General features: G+C 71.7%; 15 protein-coding genes. 8 read left to right on the top strand and 7 right to left on the bottom strand.

Features of this window, described 5'->3' with window-relative positions:
- Positions 1–133: 133 nt before the first annotated feature.
- Positions 134–475 (bottom strand): gamma-glutamylcyclotransferase family protein, encoded by a 342-nt coding sequence (locus WH85_RS08515; RefSeq protein WP_045741156.1) that lies wholly within the window; start codon positions 473–475, stop codon positions 134–136.
- A 44-nt stretch (positions 476–519) separates the two neighbouring features.
- On the opposite strand from WH85_RS08515, the gene WH85_RS08510 reads away from it, so the two are divergent.
- The 4 genes from WH85_RS08510 to WH85_RS08495 all read left to right on the top strand — a co-directional run bounded on the left by WH85_RS08510 (position 520) and on the right by WH85_RS08495 (position 6,116).
- Positions 520–1,044, top strand: a complete 525-nt coding sequence (locus tag WH85_RS08510) for an NUDIX domain-containing protein (RefSeq protein WP_045741155.1) — start codon at positions 520–522, stop codon at positions 1,042–1,044.
- Between the two features lie 270 nt (positions 1,045–1,314).
- The gene (eno, locus tag WH85_RS08505) at positions 1,315–2,583 is read left to right on the top strand and encodes a phosphopyruvate hydratase (protein WP_045741154.1); all 1,269 of its coding nucleotides are present in this window, start codon (positions 1,315–1,317) and stop codon (positions 2,581–2,583) included.
- Between the two features lie 50 nt (positions 2,584–2,633).
- Positions 2,634–3,410: an SAM-dependent methyltransferase gene (locus WH85_RS08500; protein WP_045741200.1), complete on the top strand. Its 777-nt coding sequence runs from the start codon at positions 2,634–2,636 to the stop codon at positions 3,408–3,410.
- Positions 3,411–3,446: 36 nt separating this feature from the next.
- On the top strand, positions 3,447–6,116 hold the full coding sequence (locus WH85_RS08495; protein ID WP_045741153.1) for an alpha/beta hydrolase family protein: 2,670 nt from the start codon (positions 3,447–3,449) through the stop codon (positions 6,114–6,116).
- A gap of 46 nt (positions 6,117–6,162) precedes the next feature.
- On the opposite strand, the gene WH85_RS08490 is transcribed toward WH85_RS08495, so the two are convergent.
- Positions 6,163–6,918, bottom strand: a complete 756-nt coding sequence (locus WH85_RS08490; protein ID WP_045741152.1) for an SDR family NAD(P)-dependent oxidoreductase — start codon at positions 6,916–6,918, stop codon at positions 6,163–6,165.
- 89 nt (positions 6,919–7,007) lie between these two features.
- Here WH85_RS08490 and WH85_RS08485 point away from each other — a divergent pair, with 89 nt between their 5' ends.
- Entirely contained in the window at positions 7,008–7,613 is a 606-nt protein-coding gene (locus WH85_RS08485) for a TetR/AcrR family transcriptional regulator (protein WP_045741151.1), read from the top strand.
- A gap of 36 nt (positions 7,614–7,649) precedes the next feature.
- Here WH85_RS08485 and WH85_RS08480 read toward each other — a convergent pair whose 3' ends face one another.
- The 4 genes from WH85_RS08480 to WH85_RS08465 form a co-directional block, all read right to left on the bottom strand.
- Entirely contained in the window at positions 7,650–8,117 is a 468-nt protein-coding gene (locus WH85_RS08480) for an NUDIX domain-containing protein (RefSeq protein ID WP_045741150.1), read from the bottom strand.
- Positions 8,118–8,181: 64 nt separating this feature from the next.
- A complete protein-coding gene (locus tag WH85_RS08475; protein ID WP_045741149.1) occupies positions 8,182–8,823 on the bottom strand; it encodes an NADPH-dependent F420 reductase in 642 nt (213 codons plus the stop codon).
- Positions 8,824–9,037: 214 nt separating this feature from the next.
- Positions 9,038–10,672 carry an amidohydrolase gene (locus tag WH85_RS08470; protein WP_045741148.1) on the bottom strand — a complete coding sequence of 545 codons (1,635 nt, stop codon included), beginning with the start codon at positions 10,670–10,672 and terminating at the stop codon, positions 9,038–9,040.
- Positions 10,673–10,686: 14 nt separating this feature from the next.
- Positions 10,687–11,976: an MFS transporter gene (locus WH85_RS08465; RefSeq protein WP_045741147.1), complete on the bottom strand. Its 1,290-nt coding sequence runs from the start codon at positions 11,974–11,976 to the stop codon at positions 10,687–10,689.
- Positions 11,977–12,092: 116 nt separating this feature from the next.
- On the opposite strand from WH85_RS08465, the gene WH85_RS08460 reads away from it, so the two are divergent.
- The gene (locus WH85_RS08460) at positions 12,093–12,986 is read left to right on the top strand and encodes a LysR family transcriptional regulator (RefSeq protein ID WP_045741146.1); all 894 of its coding nucleotides are present in this window, start codon (positions 12,093–12,095) and stop codon (positions 12,984–12,986) included.
- Here WH85_RS08460 and gabT read toward each other — a convergent pair.
- Positions 12,983–14,293, bottom strand: a complete 1,311-nt coding sequence (gene gabT / locus WH85_RS08455) for a 4-aminobutyrate--2-oxoglutarate transaminase (RefSeq protein ID WP_045741145.1) — start codon at positions 14,291–14,293, stop codon at positions 12,983–12,985. The genes WH85_RS08460 and gabT overlap by 4 nt on opposite strands.
- Before the next feature lie 93 nt (positions 14,294–14,386).
- Between gabT and WH85_RS08450 the strand changes: the two genes are divergently transcribed.
- Together WH85_RS08450 and WH85_RS08445 are read left to right on the top strand one after the other, a co-directional pair.
- Positions 14,387–15,184, top strand: coding sequence for a helix-turn-helix domain-containing protein (locus WH85_RS08450; protein ID WP_045741144.1), 798 nt, complete (start codon positions 14,387–14,389; stop codon positions 15,182–15,184).
- Between the two features lie 116 nt (positions 15,185–15,300).
- The gene (locus WH85_RS08445) at positions 15,301–15,693 is read left to right on the top strand and encodes a nitroreductase/quinone reductase family protein (RefSeq protein WP_169792423.1); all 393 of its coding nucleotides are present in this window, start codon (positions 15,301–15,303) and stop codon (positions 15,691–15,693) included.
- Positions 15,694–15,836 lie beyond the last annotated feature (143 nt).

Raw genomic sequence — 15,836 nt, 5'->3', positions numbered from 1 at the left:
GACCCCCGACGAGTCCAGTTCGTCAAGGTCATTCGTTCCCGCTCGGTCAACACCAGCGGCACCATCGGACGGCCAGCACGCGACATCACTCGACGCTACCCCCGAATAATCGGCGAACTTCAGACGCAGGACACTAGTTCTGGGGCGCCGCGACGTACACCCAGGCTGTGTCTCCGGAGGCCAGGGGCGCGGACACCCGCTGGTAGTCGTCGACCTCGTACTCGTCGGCGGCCACCAGCTCCGCGTCGGTGACCTCGAGGACCGAGCCGTCCACCGTGTCGGCGGTGTCGCCGGTGGCGAGCAGGATCGGGTGGTGGGTCAGGCCGCTCACCGCGAGCACGTGCGGATCGGTGATCAGCACCCGGTCGAGGCGGAACCCGACGATCCGGTCCGGGCAGGCGGTCAACTCACGGCCGAACGTGGCCTTCTGCACGGCCGGGTCGCGCAGCGTTCCGTAGGAGAACAACAGGGGCACCGCGTCAGCCTAACCCTGTTGCCCGGTGTTGAGATCATCACGCGATGGAACAGGTCAGCAGTCGCGTGGTCTATCGCAATCCGTGGATGACGGTCCGGGAGGACGAGATCCGGCGGGCGGACGGCAGCCCCGGCATCTTCGGCGTCGTGGAGAAGCCGGACTTCGCGCTCGTCCTGCCCCGTACCCGCGAAGGGTTCTGGATGGTGGAACAGTTCCGCTATCCGGTGGGGCGGCGGGCGTGGGAGTTCCCGCAGGGCGGCTGGGGCATGGATGCCACCGGCGGCGACCAGGCCGACCTGGCCCGCCACGAGCTGGCCGAGGAGACCGGCCTGCGCGCCGCGTCGATGGTCCACCTGGGGCATCTCTACGAGGCGTACGGCTACTCGACGCAGGGCTTCGACGTTTACCTGGCGACCGGCCTCGAAGAGGGCGAACCCGACCGCGAGGCCAGCGAACAGGACATGATCCACCGCTGGTTCAGCGACGCGGAGATCACCGCGATGATCCGCACCGGGCAGATCGTGGATGCGCCGTCCCTGGCCGCCCTGACCCTGTTCACCCTCACCTGACCACGTGGAACTCCGGGTGGGCGGCCTTGACCGGCTCAGGCACGGCGCCGGCCGGGCCGGGCACCTGCTGACCGTCGGGGCTGAGTAAGAAACTGAGGTCCCGACGCGTTGCGGTTGCTGGTAGGCGGGATGCCGCACGGCTGCGGAGCCGCCTGCCGGGGACCTTAAACCCGCACCTCGGGGTACGGGTCAACGCGATTCTTCTCGCGATGACAAGGCTGCCCACCACGGGCCAGGCTGGTGCCGTTACGACGGAACAGGGAGTGTGGGATGACAGCCATCAGCCGGGTCATCGGGCGGCAGATCATCGACAGCCGGGGCAACCCGAGCGTCGAGGTCGACGTGGTGCTCGAGGACGGATCGTCGGGGCGGGCGGCCGTGCCGTCGGGGGCGTCGACCGGGGCCAACGAGGCCGTCGAGCTGCGGGACGGCGATCCGGCCAGGTTCCACGGCAAGGGGGTCGGCCGGGCGGTCGCCGCCGTCAACGGGGAGATCGCGGCGGCGGTGACCGGGCTGGACGCCGAGGATCAGGCGCTCGTCGACGCGACGATGATCGCGCTGGACGGCACGAAGGACAAGGGCCGTCTGGGCGCCAACGCGATCCTCGGGGTGTCGCTGGCGGTGGTGAAGGCCGCGGCTCAGGCCCACCGGCAGCCGCTCTACCGGTATGTCGGCGGGGTCGGTGCGCGGGTCCTGCCCGTCCCGATGATGAACATCGTCAACGGCGGGGCGCACGCCGACAATCCGCTCGACTTCCAGGAGTTCATGATCGCTCCGGTGGGGGCGACGTCCTTCTTCGAGGCGGTGCGGATGGGGTCGGAGGTGTTCCACACGCTGCGGCGTCAGCTGGCCGCGGCGGGACACGGCACCAATGTGGGGGACGAGGGCGGGTTCGCGCCGGACTTCGCGGACGCTGACGAGGCGCTGCGGTTCGTGGTGCGGGCCGTCGAGGAGACCGGGTACCGGCCGGGGGTGGACATCACCGTGTGCCTCGACCCGGCGAGCTCCGAGTTCTTCCGGGACGGCGTTTACGCGTACACCGGAGAAGGGGTGGAAAGGTCGGTGGACGAGCACATCGGCTATCTGCTGGACCTGGCCGGGCGGTATCCGATCTCCTCGATCGAGGACCCGATGGCGGAGGACGACTTCGCCGGGTGGCGGAAGCTCACCGACCAGGCCGGTGACCGTCTCCAGCTCGTCGGCGACGACGTCTTCTGCACCGACGCCGACCGGCTGATCAGTGGCATCGAGGGTGGTTACGCCAACGCGATCCTGGTGAAGGTCAACCAGATCGGCACGCTGACCGAGACGTTGCGGACGGTCGAGACGGCGCACCGGGCCGGCTACCGGGTGGTGATGTCGCACCGTTCCGGCGAGACCGAGGACACCACGATCGCCGATCTGGCGGTGGCCACCGGATGCGGGCAGATCAAGACGGGGTCGCTGTCGCGCAGCGACCGGACCGCCAAGTACAACCAGCTGATCCGCATCGAGGAGGAGCTGGGCGCCTCCGCCCGCTACGCCGGCCTCCCTTATTGATCCTCCTGGATCACGGTGGGACGGTGGACGGTGTGAATCCGACGAGCGGTATGAACGAACCCGATGTCGACACCACCACACACAGCAGCGCGCGGGTCTGGAACTACATCCTCGGTGGCACCGACAACTACGAGGTCGACCGGGCGCTGGCCGACCGGATGCTGGCGGCGTTCCCCGGGATGGCGGTGCTGGCCCGCGAGCAGCGCCGGTTCCTCGGGCGCGCGATCGGCTACCTGGTCCGCGAGGCCGGGGTGCGCCAGTTCCTCGACATCGGCACCGGCCTGCCCACCGCCGACAACACGCACGAGGTCGCCCAGCGGCTGGCGCCCGAGTCGCGGATCGTCTATGTCGACAACGATCCGCTGGTGCTCGCCCACGCGCGGACGATGCTCACCAGCAGCCCCGAGGGCGCCACCGACTACATCGACGCGAACGTGCAGGACCCGGAGCGGATCCTGCGCGAGGCGGCCCGGACTCTCGACTTCGGCAAGCCGGTGGGATTGATGATGTTCGGCATCCTCGGGAACGTCGCCTCCTACGACGAGGCCCGCGGGATCCTGAAGCGGCTCCTCGGCGCGCTGCCGCCGGGCAGCTACCTCGCGCTGTCGGAGGGGACCGCCACCAGCGATCAGGCGCAGTCCGGCAAGCAGGTGGCCGCGGAGCAGGGTCATGCCTACACCCCGCGGACGGTGGCTCAGGTCGAGGGCTACTTCGAGGGCCTCGACCTGGTCGAGCCGGGTGTGGTGCCGACGCCGCACTGGCGTCCGACCGGCGGCGAGGTGGCGTCGGCGATCGACGGGCGCGGTGGAGTCGGCCGCAAGAGCTGATTCATCCATTTGCATCTGTCGACTAAGCATGGACGGATGCGAAGACTGTTCGGGGCCGTCCTGCTGGCGGCGGCCCTCGTGATCAGCGGGACGGGGCCGGTGGCGGCGGCGCCGGTCGTGCCGGCCGGACCGGGTGCCGCCCTGCCGGACGGCTGGTTCGTGGCCGGCGGCAAGCTCGGCTGGCGGGCCGAGCGGCAGGTGCCGGCCGGGGACGCCGCCGTCGAGTTCTGGTCCGGGGAGCGGCGCCTCGGCGTGCCCGCGTTCACCGCCGATCACACCACGTTCACCCTCGACCTGAGCCGGGTGTTCAGCCTGGCCGACCTGTCGGTGCGCACCGGCGGACGGCGCCTCGACCGGGTCGAGGCGCTGCCCCGGCGTACCGCCGAACCCACACCGTCGCCGGCACCGACCCTGCCCGCCACCACCACCGATCCGGGCGTCAAGGGCAAGTTCAAGACCATCTCCGGCGGGTACGCGCTGAGCAGCGTCACGTTGCCCGACTATCCCGAGCCGGTGGAGATGGAAGCCGTCGTGGTCGCGCCGAAGGGGGCGACCGGTCCCCGCCCCCTGGCACTGTTCCTGCACGGACGCCACCCGACCTGCTACTCCGGTGACGACTGGACGATGCAGTGGCCCTGCTCCGAGGGGACGCAGCCGATCCCGAGCCACCGGGGTTACCTGCAGGCGCAGGAACTGCTCGCGTCGCAGGGCTGGATCACCGTGTCGATCTCGGCCAACGGCATCAACGGACAGGACGCCGGGCTGGAGGACGCCGGGGCGCAGGGCCGCTCCTCGCTGGTCCGCGAACACCTCGCCCGGTGGGCGGACTGGTCCGGCACCGGCCGGGCCGGCGCCCCCGCGATCGTCCGGTCCGCGCCGCGCGCCGACATGGGCCAGGTCTTCCTGATGGGACACTCCCGGGGTGGTGAGGGCGTCAACCGGGCCGCGATGGACTCGCTGACCCCGCCGCCCGGTGACTCGATCGCCACCCGCTGGACGATCCGCGGCCTCATGCTGATCGGCCCGACGATCTTCGGCCACGATCCGGTGCCGGACGTGCCGTCGGTGACGATCCTGCCCGGCTGCGACGGCGACGTCGCCGACCTGCAGGGGCAGATGTTCGTCGACGCGACCCGGGGTGTCAGCCGGGGCCGGGCCCTGCACAGTGCGCTGTTCATGATCGGTGCCAATCACAACTACTTCAACACCGAGTGGACACCGGGACAGGCGGTCGCGTTCGCGTTCGACGACTGGGCCGGCTGGGACCCGGACGACCCGGTCTGCGGCACCGGTGCGCCGACCCGGCTGACCGCGGCGCAGCAGCAGGACGCCGGGGCCACGTACATCGCGGCCGCGGCCCGGCTGTTCACCGGCGAGGACCGGATGCGCCCGCTGCTGGACGGCAGTGGGGTACGCGCACCGTCGGCCGGCCCGGCCCGGGTGCTCAGCCACGCGCTCGGCGGCAACCGGGTTCCGGCGCTGCTGCCCGATCCGGCGACGGTCACCGGCGGCGGGGCCCGGATCTGTGCGCTGGTCAGCGGCGACGACGACCGGTGCCTGGCGCCGCGGGCCACCTACTTCCCGTCGGTGCACGGGACCCCGTTCCGCAACACGGTTCCGGAGCCCGGCCGGTGGGCGGCCGACGTCAGCTGGTCGTCGGCCGGAACACCACTGACCCTGACGCCGGCGCGGCCGGTGTCGCTCGGCGACTCCCGGGACCTGGCGCTGCGGCTGATCGTGCCGCCGGAATCGACCGGAACCCGGTTCGGTGTGACGATCGTGGACACGGCCGGGCGGCGTACCGTGCTCGGCGACGTCGCCGCCGACGGCCTGCCGGCCGGCATGATGCGGGCCTCCTACTGGGCGCAGGAGTTGCGGGTGCCGCTCGGTGACTTCCGTGGCCGGATGGCGGGGCTGGAGTTGACCCCGCGGACGGCGAGCGGGCAGGCCTGGCTGCTCGACGCGTGGGGCTACCGGCCCGGCACCCCCGATCCGCGCCCGGTCGCCCTGCCCCGGGTGGACATCGGCGGCCTCACCGTGACCGAGGGCGACACCGGTTCGGTGACCTATCAGGTGCCGGTGCGGATCAGCGGCGGCGACGGTGGCGGCGGCCGGCTGCGGCTGGCGATCCTCGACCGGCTCTCCGGCGGGAGCGTGACCTGGCAGGTGACCGTCGCGCCCGGCACCGGGCTGATCGAGGTGCCGGTGGAGGTGCCCGGCGACACCCTGTACGGCGAGGGCGAGGCGCAGGTGGTGCTCGCCAAGGCGGAGCAGGGTCTGGTCGTCGGCGACTACACCGGTGTCGTGAACGTCCTCAACGACGACCCGATGCCGGTCGTCACCGTCGCACCGGTCACGGACACGGTCGCCGAGGGCGGCACGCTGACCTGGCGGGCGACGCTGTCCACCCGGGCCGAGGCATGGATCCCGGTCGACGCGTGGGCGGTGCCGCCCGCCGACGGCACCGAGCTGTCCACGCGGGACGTCGACCCGGACTGGCTGTGGAGCCTCACCGGCCGCGAACCCGACCCGGAGCTGCCGTTGTCGGGGGCGGACGTGTTCCCGTACACCTTCGTGGAACCGGGGGAGATCTCCGCCGACCTGACCGTGCCGACGATCACCGACGACGTGGCCGAGGGGCCCGAGACGGTCGAGCTGGAGTTCGGCAACGACCTCGGGACGTTCCGCGGGACCGTGACGGACTGAGTCGCCGTCCGTGCCCGGCCGGCCGGCCGGGCACGGACGTCTTTCGTCAGGCGGCCGGGAACACCTGCACCTCGCCGCCGTCGGCGAACAGCTCGCTGCCGGTCATGTAGCTCGACCGGTCGCCGGCCAGGAAGAGCGCGGCCTGCGCGATCTCGGCCGGGTCCGCGACCCGGCGCAGCGGCGTGGAGGCGGCCATCTGCGCGAGGAAGCCGTCGACGTGGGTCTCGTCGCCGGGGATGCCGCGCAGGCCGGGCGTGTCGGTCGGCCCGGGGACCAGGACGTTGACCCGGATCCGGCGCGGGGCCAGTTCGGCGGCCCAGACCCGGGCGAACTGCCGGATCGCCGCCTTGGACGCCGAGTAGGTGCCGCCGCCGGGGCCGCCGCGACTGGCCGTGGTGGAGCCGGTCAGCACGATCGACGACCCGTCCGGCATGAGCGGCAGCATCTTCTGCACGGTGAAGGTGGTGCCGCGCACGTTGGTGTCGAAGGTCCGGTCGAAGCTCTCCGGGGTCAGGTCGGTGAGCGTGTTGAACTCGCCGCCGCCGGCGTTGGCGAAGAGGACGTCGAGCCGTCCGGCGCTCTCGGCGATGCGGGCCGCGACCGTGTCCAGGTCGTCCAGGTCGGCGATGTCGCCACGGATCGCGGTGGCGCCGATCGCCGCGGCGGCCTCGTCGAGTTCGGCCTGCCGCCGGCCGGTGATGAAGACCCGGGCCCCCTCGGCCGCGAAGAGGGCGGCCGTGGCCCGGCCGATGCCGGTGGCGCCGCCGGTCACCAGGGCCACCTTGCCGTCGAGGTCAGTCATGGGGTGCTCACTCTCGTTCAGTTCCGGACTGTACGGTCCAATACAAGCACAATGTTGACCGGTCGGTCCAGAACGAATATCGTCGGGGTATGGCACGCCCCCGCAAGTTCGACGAAGAGCAGGTGCTGCGCTCCGCCACCGAGGCATTCTGGAACGCGGGCTTCGCCGCGACCTCGCTGGACGACCTGATGCAGGCCACCGGCCTCGGCAAAGGCAGCCTGTACGGCGCCTTCGGCGACAAGCAGGCCCTGTTCCAGCGGGTCCTCGACGGCTACTGCGCGACCAGCACGGCACACCTGCGCGACCACCTGGACGGTCCCGGCTCGTCGTCGGCCGACCGTCTGCGGGACCTGTTCGACACGATGGTCACCGCCCTCGGGCAGCCGGGCCCGCACCGGTCCTGCCTGCTCGCCAAGTCGGCGGCCGAGCTGGCGGCCACCAACCCCGAGGTCGCCGACCGGGCACGGCAGACGTTCGTCACGATCGCCGGACTGCTGCAGGCCGAGATCGAGAAGGCCCAGGTCGCAGGTGACGTCCCCGCGGACCGGGACGCCCGCCGCACGGCCCGTCACCTGCTGGCGGTGCTCCGCGGGATGGAGGCGCTGGCCCAGGCCGACGTGGGCGAGGACGTCCTGCGCGATGCCGCCGACGCCGCCCTCGAGGTCGCCGGGCTACGGCGTGATCCGGCGACGTGACCGGTGCCGACACCGGACTGCTTCACGGCGTACCCCTCAAGGGGTCAGATGGCCCGTCGCCTGCAGCAAAGCCCGGCTGAAACGGTTGAGACCGATCGCGGGCAGGCGCTGCGGGGCGAACCAGCGCAGCTCGCTGATCTCCTCCCGGTCGGGCGCCGGAGTCCCGCCGGCGACGGCGGCCTCGAAGACGGCGGTGACATAGGCGGCCCGGTCCCCGTTGGCGTAGGTCACCTCGTAATCGGCGCCGCCGAGCACATCCAGCAGCCGCAACCGGTGGATCCGCAGGCCGGTCTCCTCGCGGATCTCCCGGACCGCCGCCTGGGCCGGGGACTCGCCCAGGTCGACCGCGCCGCCCGGCACCGCCCACCCGTCCTGCTTGCCGGTGTGCCGGACCAGCATGAGCCGCCCGTCACCGTCGCGGACGAGGACCGACACCGACGGCAGCAGGATCAGTTCGTGGCCGATCATCGCCCGTAGCCGGGCCAGGTGCGCGGAGATACCCACCGTGCCAAGCTAACGCCTGCCCCGAGGCCGATTCTTCCGGGTCGCGGTCTCCGGCCGCCGCCGGTCAGATCGTGCGCGTCGCCTTCGCCAGGTTGGCTTCCAGCTCGGCCCGGTCCTGCCTGACGACGTACGCCGGACGGTCCCGCTCGACCCGCCACGACTCGCTCAGCGGGCTGACGTCGACCGCGTCGAATCCGATCCGGTCGTAGAGTTCGGTGGCGAACGCGACCGCATCGGGATGGTCCGAGGAGACCACCAGCGCGCGTCGTCCCGGCGTGCCGGACGGGGAACCGTCGGTGGTGATGGCGGCGGCCGTGATGTGGTTGAACGCCTTGACCACCTTGGAGCTGGGCAGGTGCTGCTGCAGCAGGCCCGAGGTGGTCGCCTCGCCGCGGTCGAGCTCGCCGAACCGGCCGTCGCGTTCCCAGTAGTAGTTGTCGGTGTCGAGCACGATCTTGCCGGCCAGCGGCTCGACGGGAACGTCCTTGTACTTGCCGAACGGCACGGTGACGACCACCACGTCACCCGCGGCGCCGGCCTCCCGTGCCGTCGCCGCCCGCGCGGACGGCCCCAGGTCGTCGATCAGGGCGGAGAGGGTCTCGGGGTCGCGCGAGTTCGCGATCACGACGTCGTGTCCCAGCGCGATCACCGCCCGGGCCACCTGGCTTCCGATGTTTCCGGCCCCGATGATTCCGAATGTCGTCATGATCTGTCGCAACTCCGCAGCACCCGGTCCTATTCCCGCGAAGTCGATCGATCCTGTAGGTGTTGATCGTGGCCGTGATCGCGGTCGGGACCGCCTGACCCGCCGGTCGTCGCCGTCGGCGCGTGGTCGCAGGGCTATCTCCGGCTCCCCGGGACGCGGTCGGTCAACCGCCCGGCACGCTGATCGGTCAGCGAGCCGGGCGGCACGGCCGAGATCAGCGGCGCTCGTGGACGGTCTCGCCGCCGACGACCGTCGCGACCACCGCCACGTCGCGGATCTCCTCGGCCGCGACGGTGAGCAGGTCCCGGTCGAGGACGGCGAAGTCGGCCAGCAGGCCGGGCCGGATCCGTCCCTTGAGGTGTTCCTGGTGGGTGGCGTACGCCGAACCGTGCGTGTACGCGCGGAGCGCCTGCTCCACGGTGAGCGCCTCGGCGAGCCCGAACGCCGCGCCGGAGGCGGTCCGCCGGTTGACCATGTCGTGCAGGCCCCACAGCGGCGGCGAGTCGACGACCGGGGCGTCCGAGCTGCCGGGCAGTTCGACGCCGGCGTCCACCCAGGTCCGCATCCGGTAGAGGCCGGCGGACCGGTCCGGGCCCATGGCGGCGAGCAGCCCGTCGCCGGTCTCGGACACGAACCGGCCCTGGGGGACCGGGATCAGTCCCAGGTCGACGATCCGGCGTACCTGCTCGGGGCTGGTGACCGCGCAGTGCTCGATGCGGTGCCGGGGGTCGGCGCGCGGGTGCAGGCGCTGGGCTTCGGCGTACGCGTCGAGGACCACGTCCAGGGCGGCGTCGCCGATGGCGTGGGTGGCGACCTGCCAGCCGTTGCGGTGCGCGTCGACGATCTGCCGGCGTAGTTCGGGCTGCTCGACGCGGAGGAAGCCCCGTTCACCGGGGGTGTCGTGGTAGTCGCAGCACATCGCGGCGGTCCGGCCGATCAGCGAACCGTCCGAGACGATCTTGACGCCGCCGACGCGTACCCAGTCGTCGCCGAGCCCGGACCGCAGGCCCAGGTCCAGGCCGTACCCGTTCTCGCCGGGCCCGATCGGGCCGAAGTCGTGCAGCGCCTCGATGTAGGGCATGACGGTGGTGCGGACCCGCAGCCGGCCGGACTGCCGGGCGTCCTGGAAGGCGCGCAGGTCGGCGCGGGACGAGCCGAGCCCGCCGACGCCGCCGATGCCGGGTTCGGTGATGCTGGTGATGCCGCGGGCCAGGCAGTGCTCGGAGGCGGCGGCGAGCGCGTCGCCCAGCTGCGGCAACGGCACCGGGAACAGCACGTCCGACACGCGCGTCATGGCCTCCTCCTGGAGCAGGCCGGTCGGCACCCCGTCGACGCGGACGACGGCGCCGCCGGGCACCTCGGGCAGGGCGTCCAGTCCGGAGAAGCCGGCGGCCCGGGCGGCGGCGGAGTTGGCCACCGCCATGTGCTTCGAGGTGTGCACCAGCCACACCGGATGCTCCGGCGCGATCCGGTCCAGCTGCTGCGCCGTCGGGTGGGCGCCGATCTTGTTCTGGTCGTACCCGTGCCCGATGATCCACGTGCCGGGTGCGAGTCGCGCGGCGCGCCCGGCCACCGCCGCGAGCAGGGCGTCGAGGGTCGGCGCTGCCGGCGCCGACACATCGAGCTGGAGCATCTCCCGGCCGACCATGGAGAAGTGCTGGTGGGCGTCGTGGAAGCCGGGGACCACGGTGGCGCCGCCGAGGTCGACGACCCGCCGGGCGGAGACGCCGTCGAGGTCGTCGTCGAGGGCGGCGACGCGGCCCTGCCAGACGCCGATCCGGGTCGCGCGGGGGTGGTCGTCGTCGACGGTGTGGACGACGGCGTTGGTGAAGATGGTGTCGAGTCGCACGGTCGGTTCCCCTCTCAGGCGGCGACGGGCCGGCGGCGGGTCCAGGCGGCCAGGCCGGCGACTCCGGCGGCGGTGACAAGCAGGATGACGATGTAGAACACCGCGATGCCACCCCAGCCGCCGGTACGGGTGGCGATGTACTGGGCGATGAACGGGGTGGTGCCGCCGATCAGCGTCGAGCACAGCTGGTAGCTCAGCGAGATGCCGGTGTAGCGCACCCGGGCGGGGAACGCGGCGGCGAGGAAACCGGCCAGGACGGCGTAGTAGCCGGCGCCGGCGACGATGCTCAGCGCCAGTCCGATGAAGATCGGCACGGCCTGGCCGGTCTGCACCAGCAGGAACATCGGGATCGCCACGACGACGTTGGCGGCCAGGCAGACGGTCATGAAACGGGCCGGGCCGGTGCGCTCGGCGATCAGCGCGGCGAACGGCTGCCAGACGAACTGGGTGATGGCCAGCAAGAGCAGGATGTTCAGCATCGTCTGCCGCGGAACGCCCAGCTCGGTGGTGGTGTACGAGAGCATGAACGTGTTGGTGAAGTAGGCGGCCGCGATGCCGCTGACACTGGCCAGCAGGGCGAGCACGACGACCACCGGGTGCCGGGTGAGGACCTCCTTCAGCGGGGCGCGTTCCGGAGCTGCGGCGGCGACCCGTTCGGTGAACTCCGGGGTCTCCTCGACCTTGAGCCGCACCACCAGGCCGATCACCACGAGGACCGCGCTGACCAGGAACGGCAGCCGCCAGCCCCAGGACAGGAACGCATCGTCGTCGAGCCGGCTGACCAGCAGGAACGCGAAGGTGGCGAGGATGCTGCCGGCCGGGGAGCCCTGCTGGACGAACATGCCGGCGAAGACGCCCCGGCCGCGTTCGGCGCTCTCCGAGGCCATCAGCACGGCGCCGCCCCACTCGCCGCCGACCGCGAAGCCCTGCAGGAAGCGGAGCACGACCAGCAGGATCGGGGCGGCGACACCGATGCTCGCGTACCCGGGGAGCAGACCGATGCAGGTGGTGGCCGCGCCCATCAGCACCAGGGTGGTGACCAGGGTGCCGCGGCGGCCGAACCGGTCGCCGAGGTGGCCGAAGACGATGCCGCCCAGCGGGCGGGCGACGAAGCCGACCCAGAGGGTGGCGAACGAGGCGAGGATGCCGGCGGCCGGGCTCACCTCGGGGAAGAAGACGGTGCCGAAGACGAGGGCGGCGGCCGTACCGAAGATGTAGAAGTCGTACCACTCCACGGCGGTGCCGATGAACGAGGCTAAGCCCGCGCGGCGGGCTCGCCGGGAGTCGGTGGTCAACACGCCCATGGGTTCTCCTGAATCGGCGAGGTGCAGTGCGGCCAAGCCTTCCGGCCTGTGCTCATGCCGTCCAATGCCGGATGGTTTCCGTTTCCTTGCCTTCCAGGCAATGCGAGAATCCGCAGATGGTCGAACTACGCGTCCTGCGCTACTTCGTGGCGATCGCCGAGGCCGGCAGCCTGACCGCCGGCGCCGAGGCGGTCCGCATCAGCCAGCCTGCCGTGTCCCGGCAGCTACGGGCGCTGGAACGGGAGCTGGGGGCGGATCTGTTCCGCCGGGGCAACGGGCCGCTGCAACTCACCCGGGCCGGCAGCCGCATGCTGTCGGTCGCCCGCGACCTGCTGCGCCGCGAGGGCATGGCCCGGCAGGTGCTGCGCCTCGGCGCGTCCGGCGAGCTGAGCGGCACCCCGGAACTGACCGTGGTGGCGCCGCTGGCCACCCTGCACGACCTGGTGGCGCCGCTACTCGCCGCCCGCGGGGCGGACCTGCCGGTGATCGACGGGGTGGAGATGGAACCGGCCCGGGTCTTCGACGAGATCGTGGCACTCGGTGCCGACCTGGGACTGTCGACGTACCCGCCGCCGGCCGGCTGGCGGGCCCGGCGGCTGCCGGACATCCCGCTCTACGCGCAGGTGCCGGCGGGCCATCCGTACGCGGAACTCGACCGCATCGAGCTGATCGACCTGCTCGACGACCCGCTGATCGTGATGAACCGGACCAACATGGCCCGGCTGGTGGTCGACGAGGCCCTCGCCGGGCTCGACCGGCGGCCGGCCCGGCTGGTGGAGATGAGCTCCTCGCTGCTGGCGCAGGGGCTGGCGGCGGCCGGCCGCGGGGTGGCGCTGCTGACCAACTGGTCACGGTTCGACCTGGCCGCCGTGCCGGTGAGCAACGGCGGCCGTCCGATCCTGATCCCGATGTACGCGGGCTGGGACCCCACCCACTACGCGGCCGATCTGCTGATCCACCTCATCGACGAGATCGAGGAGTTCTGCACGACGGCGATCGCGCGGTCCTAACCGGCCAGCGCCTCGCCCAGCACGTCGAGGGCATCGTGCAGCAGGTCGTCGGAGATGGTCAGCGGCGGCAGGAACCGCAGCACGTTGCCGTAGGTGCCGCAGGTCAGCACGATCACGCCACGCCGGTGCGCGGCGGCGGCGACCGCCTTGGCCAGCGCCGCATCCGGCCGCCCGGAGTCCGCTTCGACCAGCTCGACGGCGATCATCGCGCCGCGGCCGCGGATGTCGCCGATCCGCGGGTCGCCGTCGCGCAACGCGGACAGTCGCGCGGTGAGCAGCTCGCCGATCCGCCCGGCCCGCGCGATCAGCCCGTCCTGCTCGATGGTCTCGATGGCGGCGAGCGCCGCCGCACAGGCCAGCGGATTCCCGCCGTACGTGCCGCCGAGGCCGCCGGTGTGCGCGGCGTCCATGATCTCGGCCCGGCCGGTCACCGCGGACAGCGGCAGGCCGCCGGCGATGCCCTTCGCGGTCACGATCAGATCGGGTACGACGTTCTCGTGCTCACTGGCGAACCAGGCCCCGGTACGGGCGAACCCGGTCTGCACCTCGTCGGCGATGAACACCACCCCGTGCTCCCGGCACCAGCCGGCGAGCGCGGGCAGGAACCCCGGCGCCGGGGTGATGAAACCGCCCTCACCCTGGATCGGCTCGATCACCAGGGCCGCCAGGTTCGCCGCACCCACCTGCTTGTCCAGCTGATCGATCGCCCGGGCGGCGGCGTCCGCCCCGGACAGCCCGCCGTCGCGGTACGGGTACGACAGCGGTGCCCGGTACACCTCCGGGGCGAACGGCCCGAACCCGTGCTTGTACGGCATCGACTTGGCCGTCATCGCCATCGTCAGGTTGGTCCGCCCGTGATAGGCGTGGTCGAACACCGCGACGGCCGGCCGCCCGGTGGCCAGCCGGGCGATCTTCACGGCGTTCTCCACCGCCTCGGCGCCGGAGTTGAACAGGGCGGTCCGCTTGTCGTGCGTACCCGGCGTCAAGCGGTTGAGTGCCTCGGCCACGGCCACGTACCCCTCGTACGGGGTGACCATGAAACAGGTGTGGGTGAACGCCCGGACCTGCTCGGTGACGGCCGCGACGACCCGCGGATCGCTGGCGCCGACACTGGTCACCGCGATGCCCGAACCCAGGTCGATCAGGTGGTTGCCGTCCACGTCGACCACCACGCCACCGCCGGCACCCGCCGCGAAGACCGGCATCGTGGTGCCCACCCCGAAGGCGACCGCGGCCTTCTTCCGTGCCATCAGTTCCTGCGATCGCGGTCCGGGGATCGCCGTCACGAGTCGTCGTCGTTGCTCCATGTCAGCAGTCTGCGAAGCTCCAGCTATGCCGTCCAATACTTGTTGAGCCACCAACCCATGCCTGCCGGGCATGTCGAGTCGTAGGCTGACCGGATGGAGACGTCGGGCCGCCGGGCGCTGGGGGAGTTCCTTCGGACGATGCGGGAGCGGCAGCAGCCCACCGGCTCCGAGTCGGCGGTCTCCTCACGGCGCACTCCGGGCCTGCGCCGTGAGGAGGCCGCCGCGCGGGCGAACATCTCCGTGGCGCACTACATCAACATCGAACGGGGCACCGGCGCCAGCCCGTCCCCGCAGGTGCTGAACGCGATCGCGCGCGGGCTCCGCCTCGACCCGGGCCAGACCCGGCATCTGTTCGAACTCGCCGGCGAAGCCCCACCCCGGCCCCGGCAACCGCCGATGGAGCTGCCCGCCGCCACCAGCCGCCTGCTGCGCACACTGGAACCCACCCCGGCCCTCGTGCTGAGCGCCCGGTTCGACGTCATCGCCCAGAACGACGCCGCCGTCGAACTGCTCGAGGATTTCACCGTGACGGCCCCGCGCCGCCGTAATCTGATCCGGCGGCACTTCCTGCCCGAGGCCGGTGACGACGGCGACATCTGGACCTCGGCCGGGCTCGAAGCCTTCACCCGGTTCGCGACCGCTCAGCTGCGCCGGACGGTGGCCCGGTACCCCGACGACGAGGAGACCGCCGCACTCGTCACCGAGCTCCGCGAACACAGCCCGCACTTCCGGGAGGCCTGGGCGCGGGTGCACACCGGATTCCGGGGCTCCGGCCGGGTGGCTCTCGGCGCCGAGACCGTGACCTGTGACGTCATGCTGGTCCCCGACCAGGACCAGTACGTCGTCTTCCTCTCTCCGGACGGCGGACTACAGGTGGCGTCCCCGTCCTGACCCGGGAGATACAACCTGTGGCTGTCTCCTCGATCCTCCGCGCGATAGCTTCGGATCGCTATCGAGGAATGCGGAAAGATCCATGGAGAACAAGTATGAGTGGCTGGATCGATCCGATGATCGACGAATTTCAGCGCAGCGGCGGCGATCACCCCCGCTTCGGGCGTGACCTGGTCCTGCTGCACGGGATCGGAGCGCGGACCGGCGAGCCCCGTTCCCATCTGACCCGGGGAATCGCCTTCCGCGGAGGATGGGTCGTCGCGGCCACCTTCGGCGGCAATCCCCGGAACCCCGCCTGGGTGAACAACCTTCGCGCCCACCCCGACATCGATGTCGAGGTGCCGTTGCCGACGGCCGGCATCGAAACCCACAGTGTGCGCGCGGTCGAACTCGACGGACCCGACCGCGAGGCGGCCCGGCAGAGGTTCCGTGCCGTCTCACCGGTCTTCGCCCAGTTCGAGGCCGGCGTCGACCGGACCATCCCGATCTTTCACCTGATCGTTCGCTAGACACGTTTCGTCGTCAGGGTCCGCGTGGCGAATTCAGCCGCCCACCACGCCCGTAATCACCACACCCACCCGAGCGTGGTGACTTCAGGCGCCCAGCACGCCCGTAATCAACACACCGCCACGGGTGTGGTGACTTGGGGCGT

It is taken from the genome of Actinoplanes rectilineatus (genome assembly GCF_000962825.1).
Taxonomy (GTDB): domain Bacteria; phylum Actinomycetota; class Actinomycetes; order Mycobacteriales; family Micromonosporaceae; genus Actinoplanes; species Actinoplanes rectilineatus.
Note: the sequence above shows the minus strand (reverse complement) of the source record. Positions and strands in the feature narration are given on the sequence as shown.

Coding starts and splice junctions, on each gene's coding strand:
- WH85_RS08465 (WP_045741147.1), bottom strand. CDS start 11,976: ATGGGCGTGTTGACCACCGACTCCCGGCGAGCCCGCCGCGCGGGCTTA.
- WH85_RS08460 (WP_045741146.1), top strand. CDS start 12,093: ATGGTCGAACTACGCGTCCTGCGCTACTTCGTGGCGATCGCCGAGGCC.
- eno (WP_045741154.1), top strand. CDS start 1,315: ATGACAGCCATCAGCCGGGTCATCGGGCGGCAGATCATCGACAGCCGG.
- WH85_RS08485 (WP_045741151.1), top strand. CDS start 7,008: ATGGCACGCCCCCGCAAGTTCGACGAAGAGCAGGTGCTGCGCTCCGCC.
- gabT (WP_045741145.1), bottom strand. CDS start 14,293: ATGGAGCAACGACGACGACTCGTGACGGCGATCCCCGGACCGCGATCG.
- WH85_RS08510 (WP_045741155.1), top strand. CDS start 520: ATGGAACAGGTCAGCAGTCGCGTGGTCTATCGCAATCCGTGGATGACG.
- WH85_RS08445 (WP_169792423.1), top strand. CDS start 15,301: ATGATCGACGAATTTCAGCGCAGCGGCGGCGATCACCCCCGCTTCGGG.
- WH85_RS08495 (WP_045741153.1), top strand. CDS start 3,447: ATGCGAAGACTGTTCGGGGCCGTCCTGCTGGCGGCGGCCCTCGTGATC.
- WH85_RS08490 (WP_045741152.1), bottom strand. CDS start 6,918: ATGACTGACCTCGACGGCAAGGTGGCCCTGGTGACCGGCGGCGCCACC.
- WH85_RS08475 (WP_045741149.1), bottom strand. CDS start 8,823: ATGACGACATTCGGAATCATCGGGGCCGGAAACATCGGAAGCCAGGTG.
- WH85_RS08500 (WP_045741200.1), top strand. CDS start 2,634: ATGAACGAACCCGATGTCGACACCACCACACACAGCAGCGCGCGGGTC.
- WH85_RS08450 (WP_045741144.1), top strand. CDS start 14,387: ATGGAGACGTCGGGCCGCCGGGCGCTGGGGGAGTTCCTTCGGACGATG.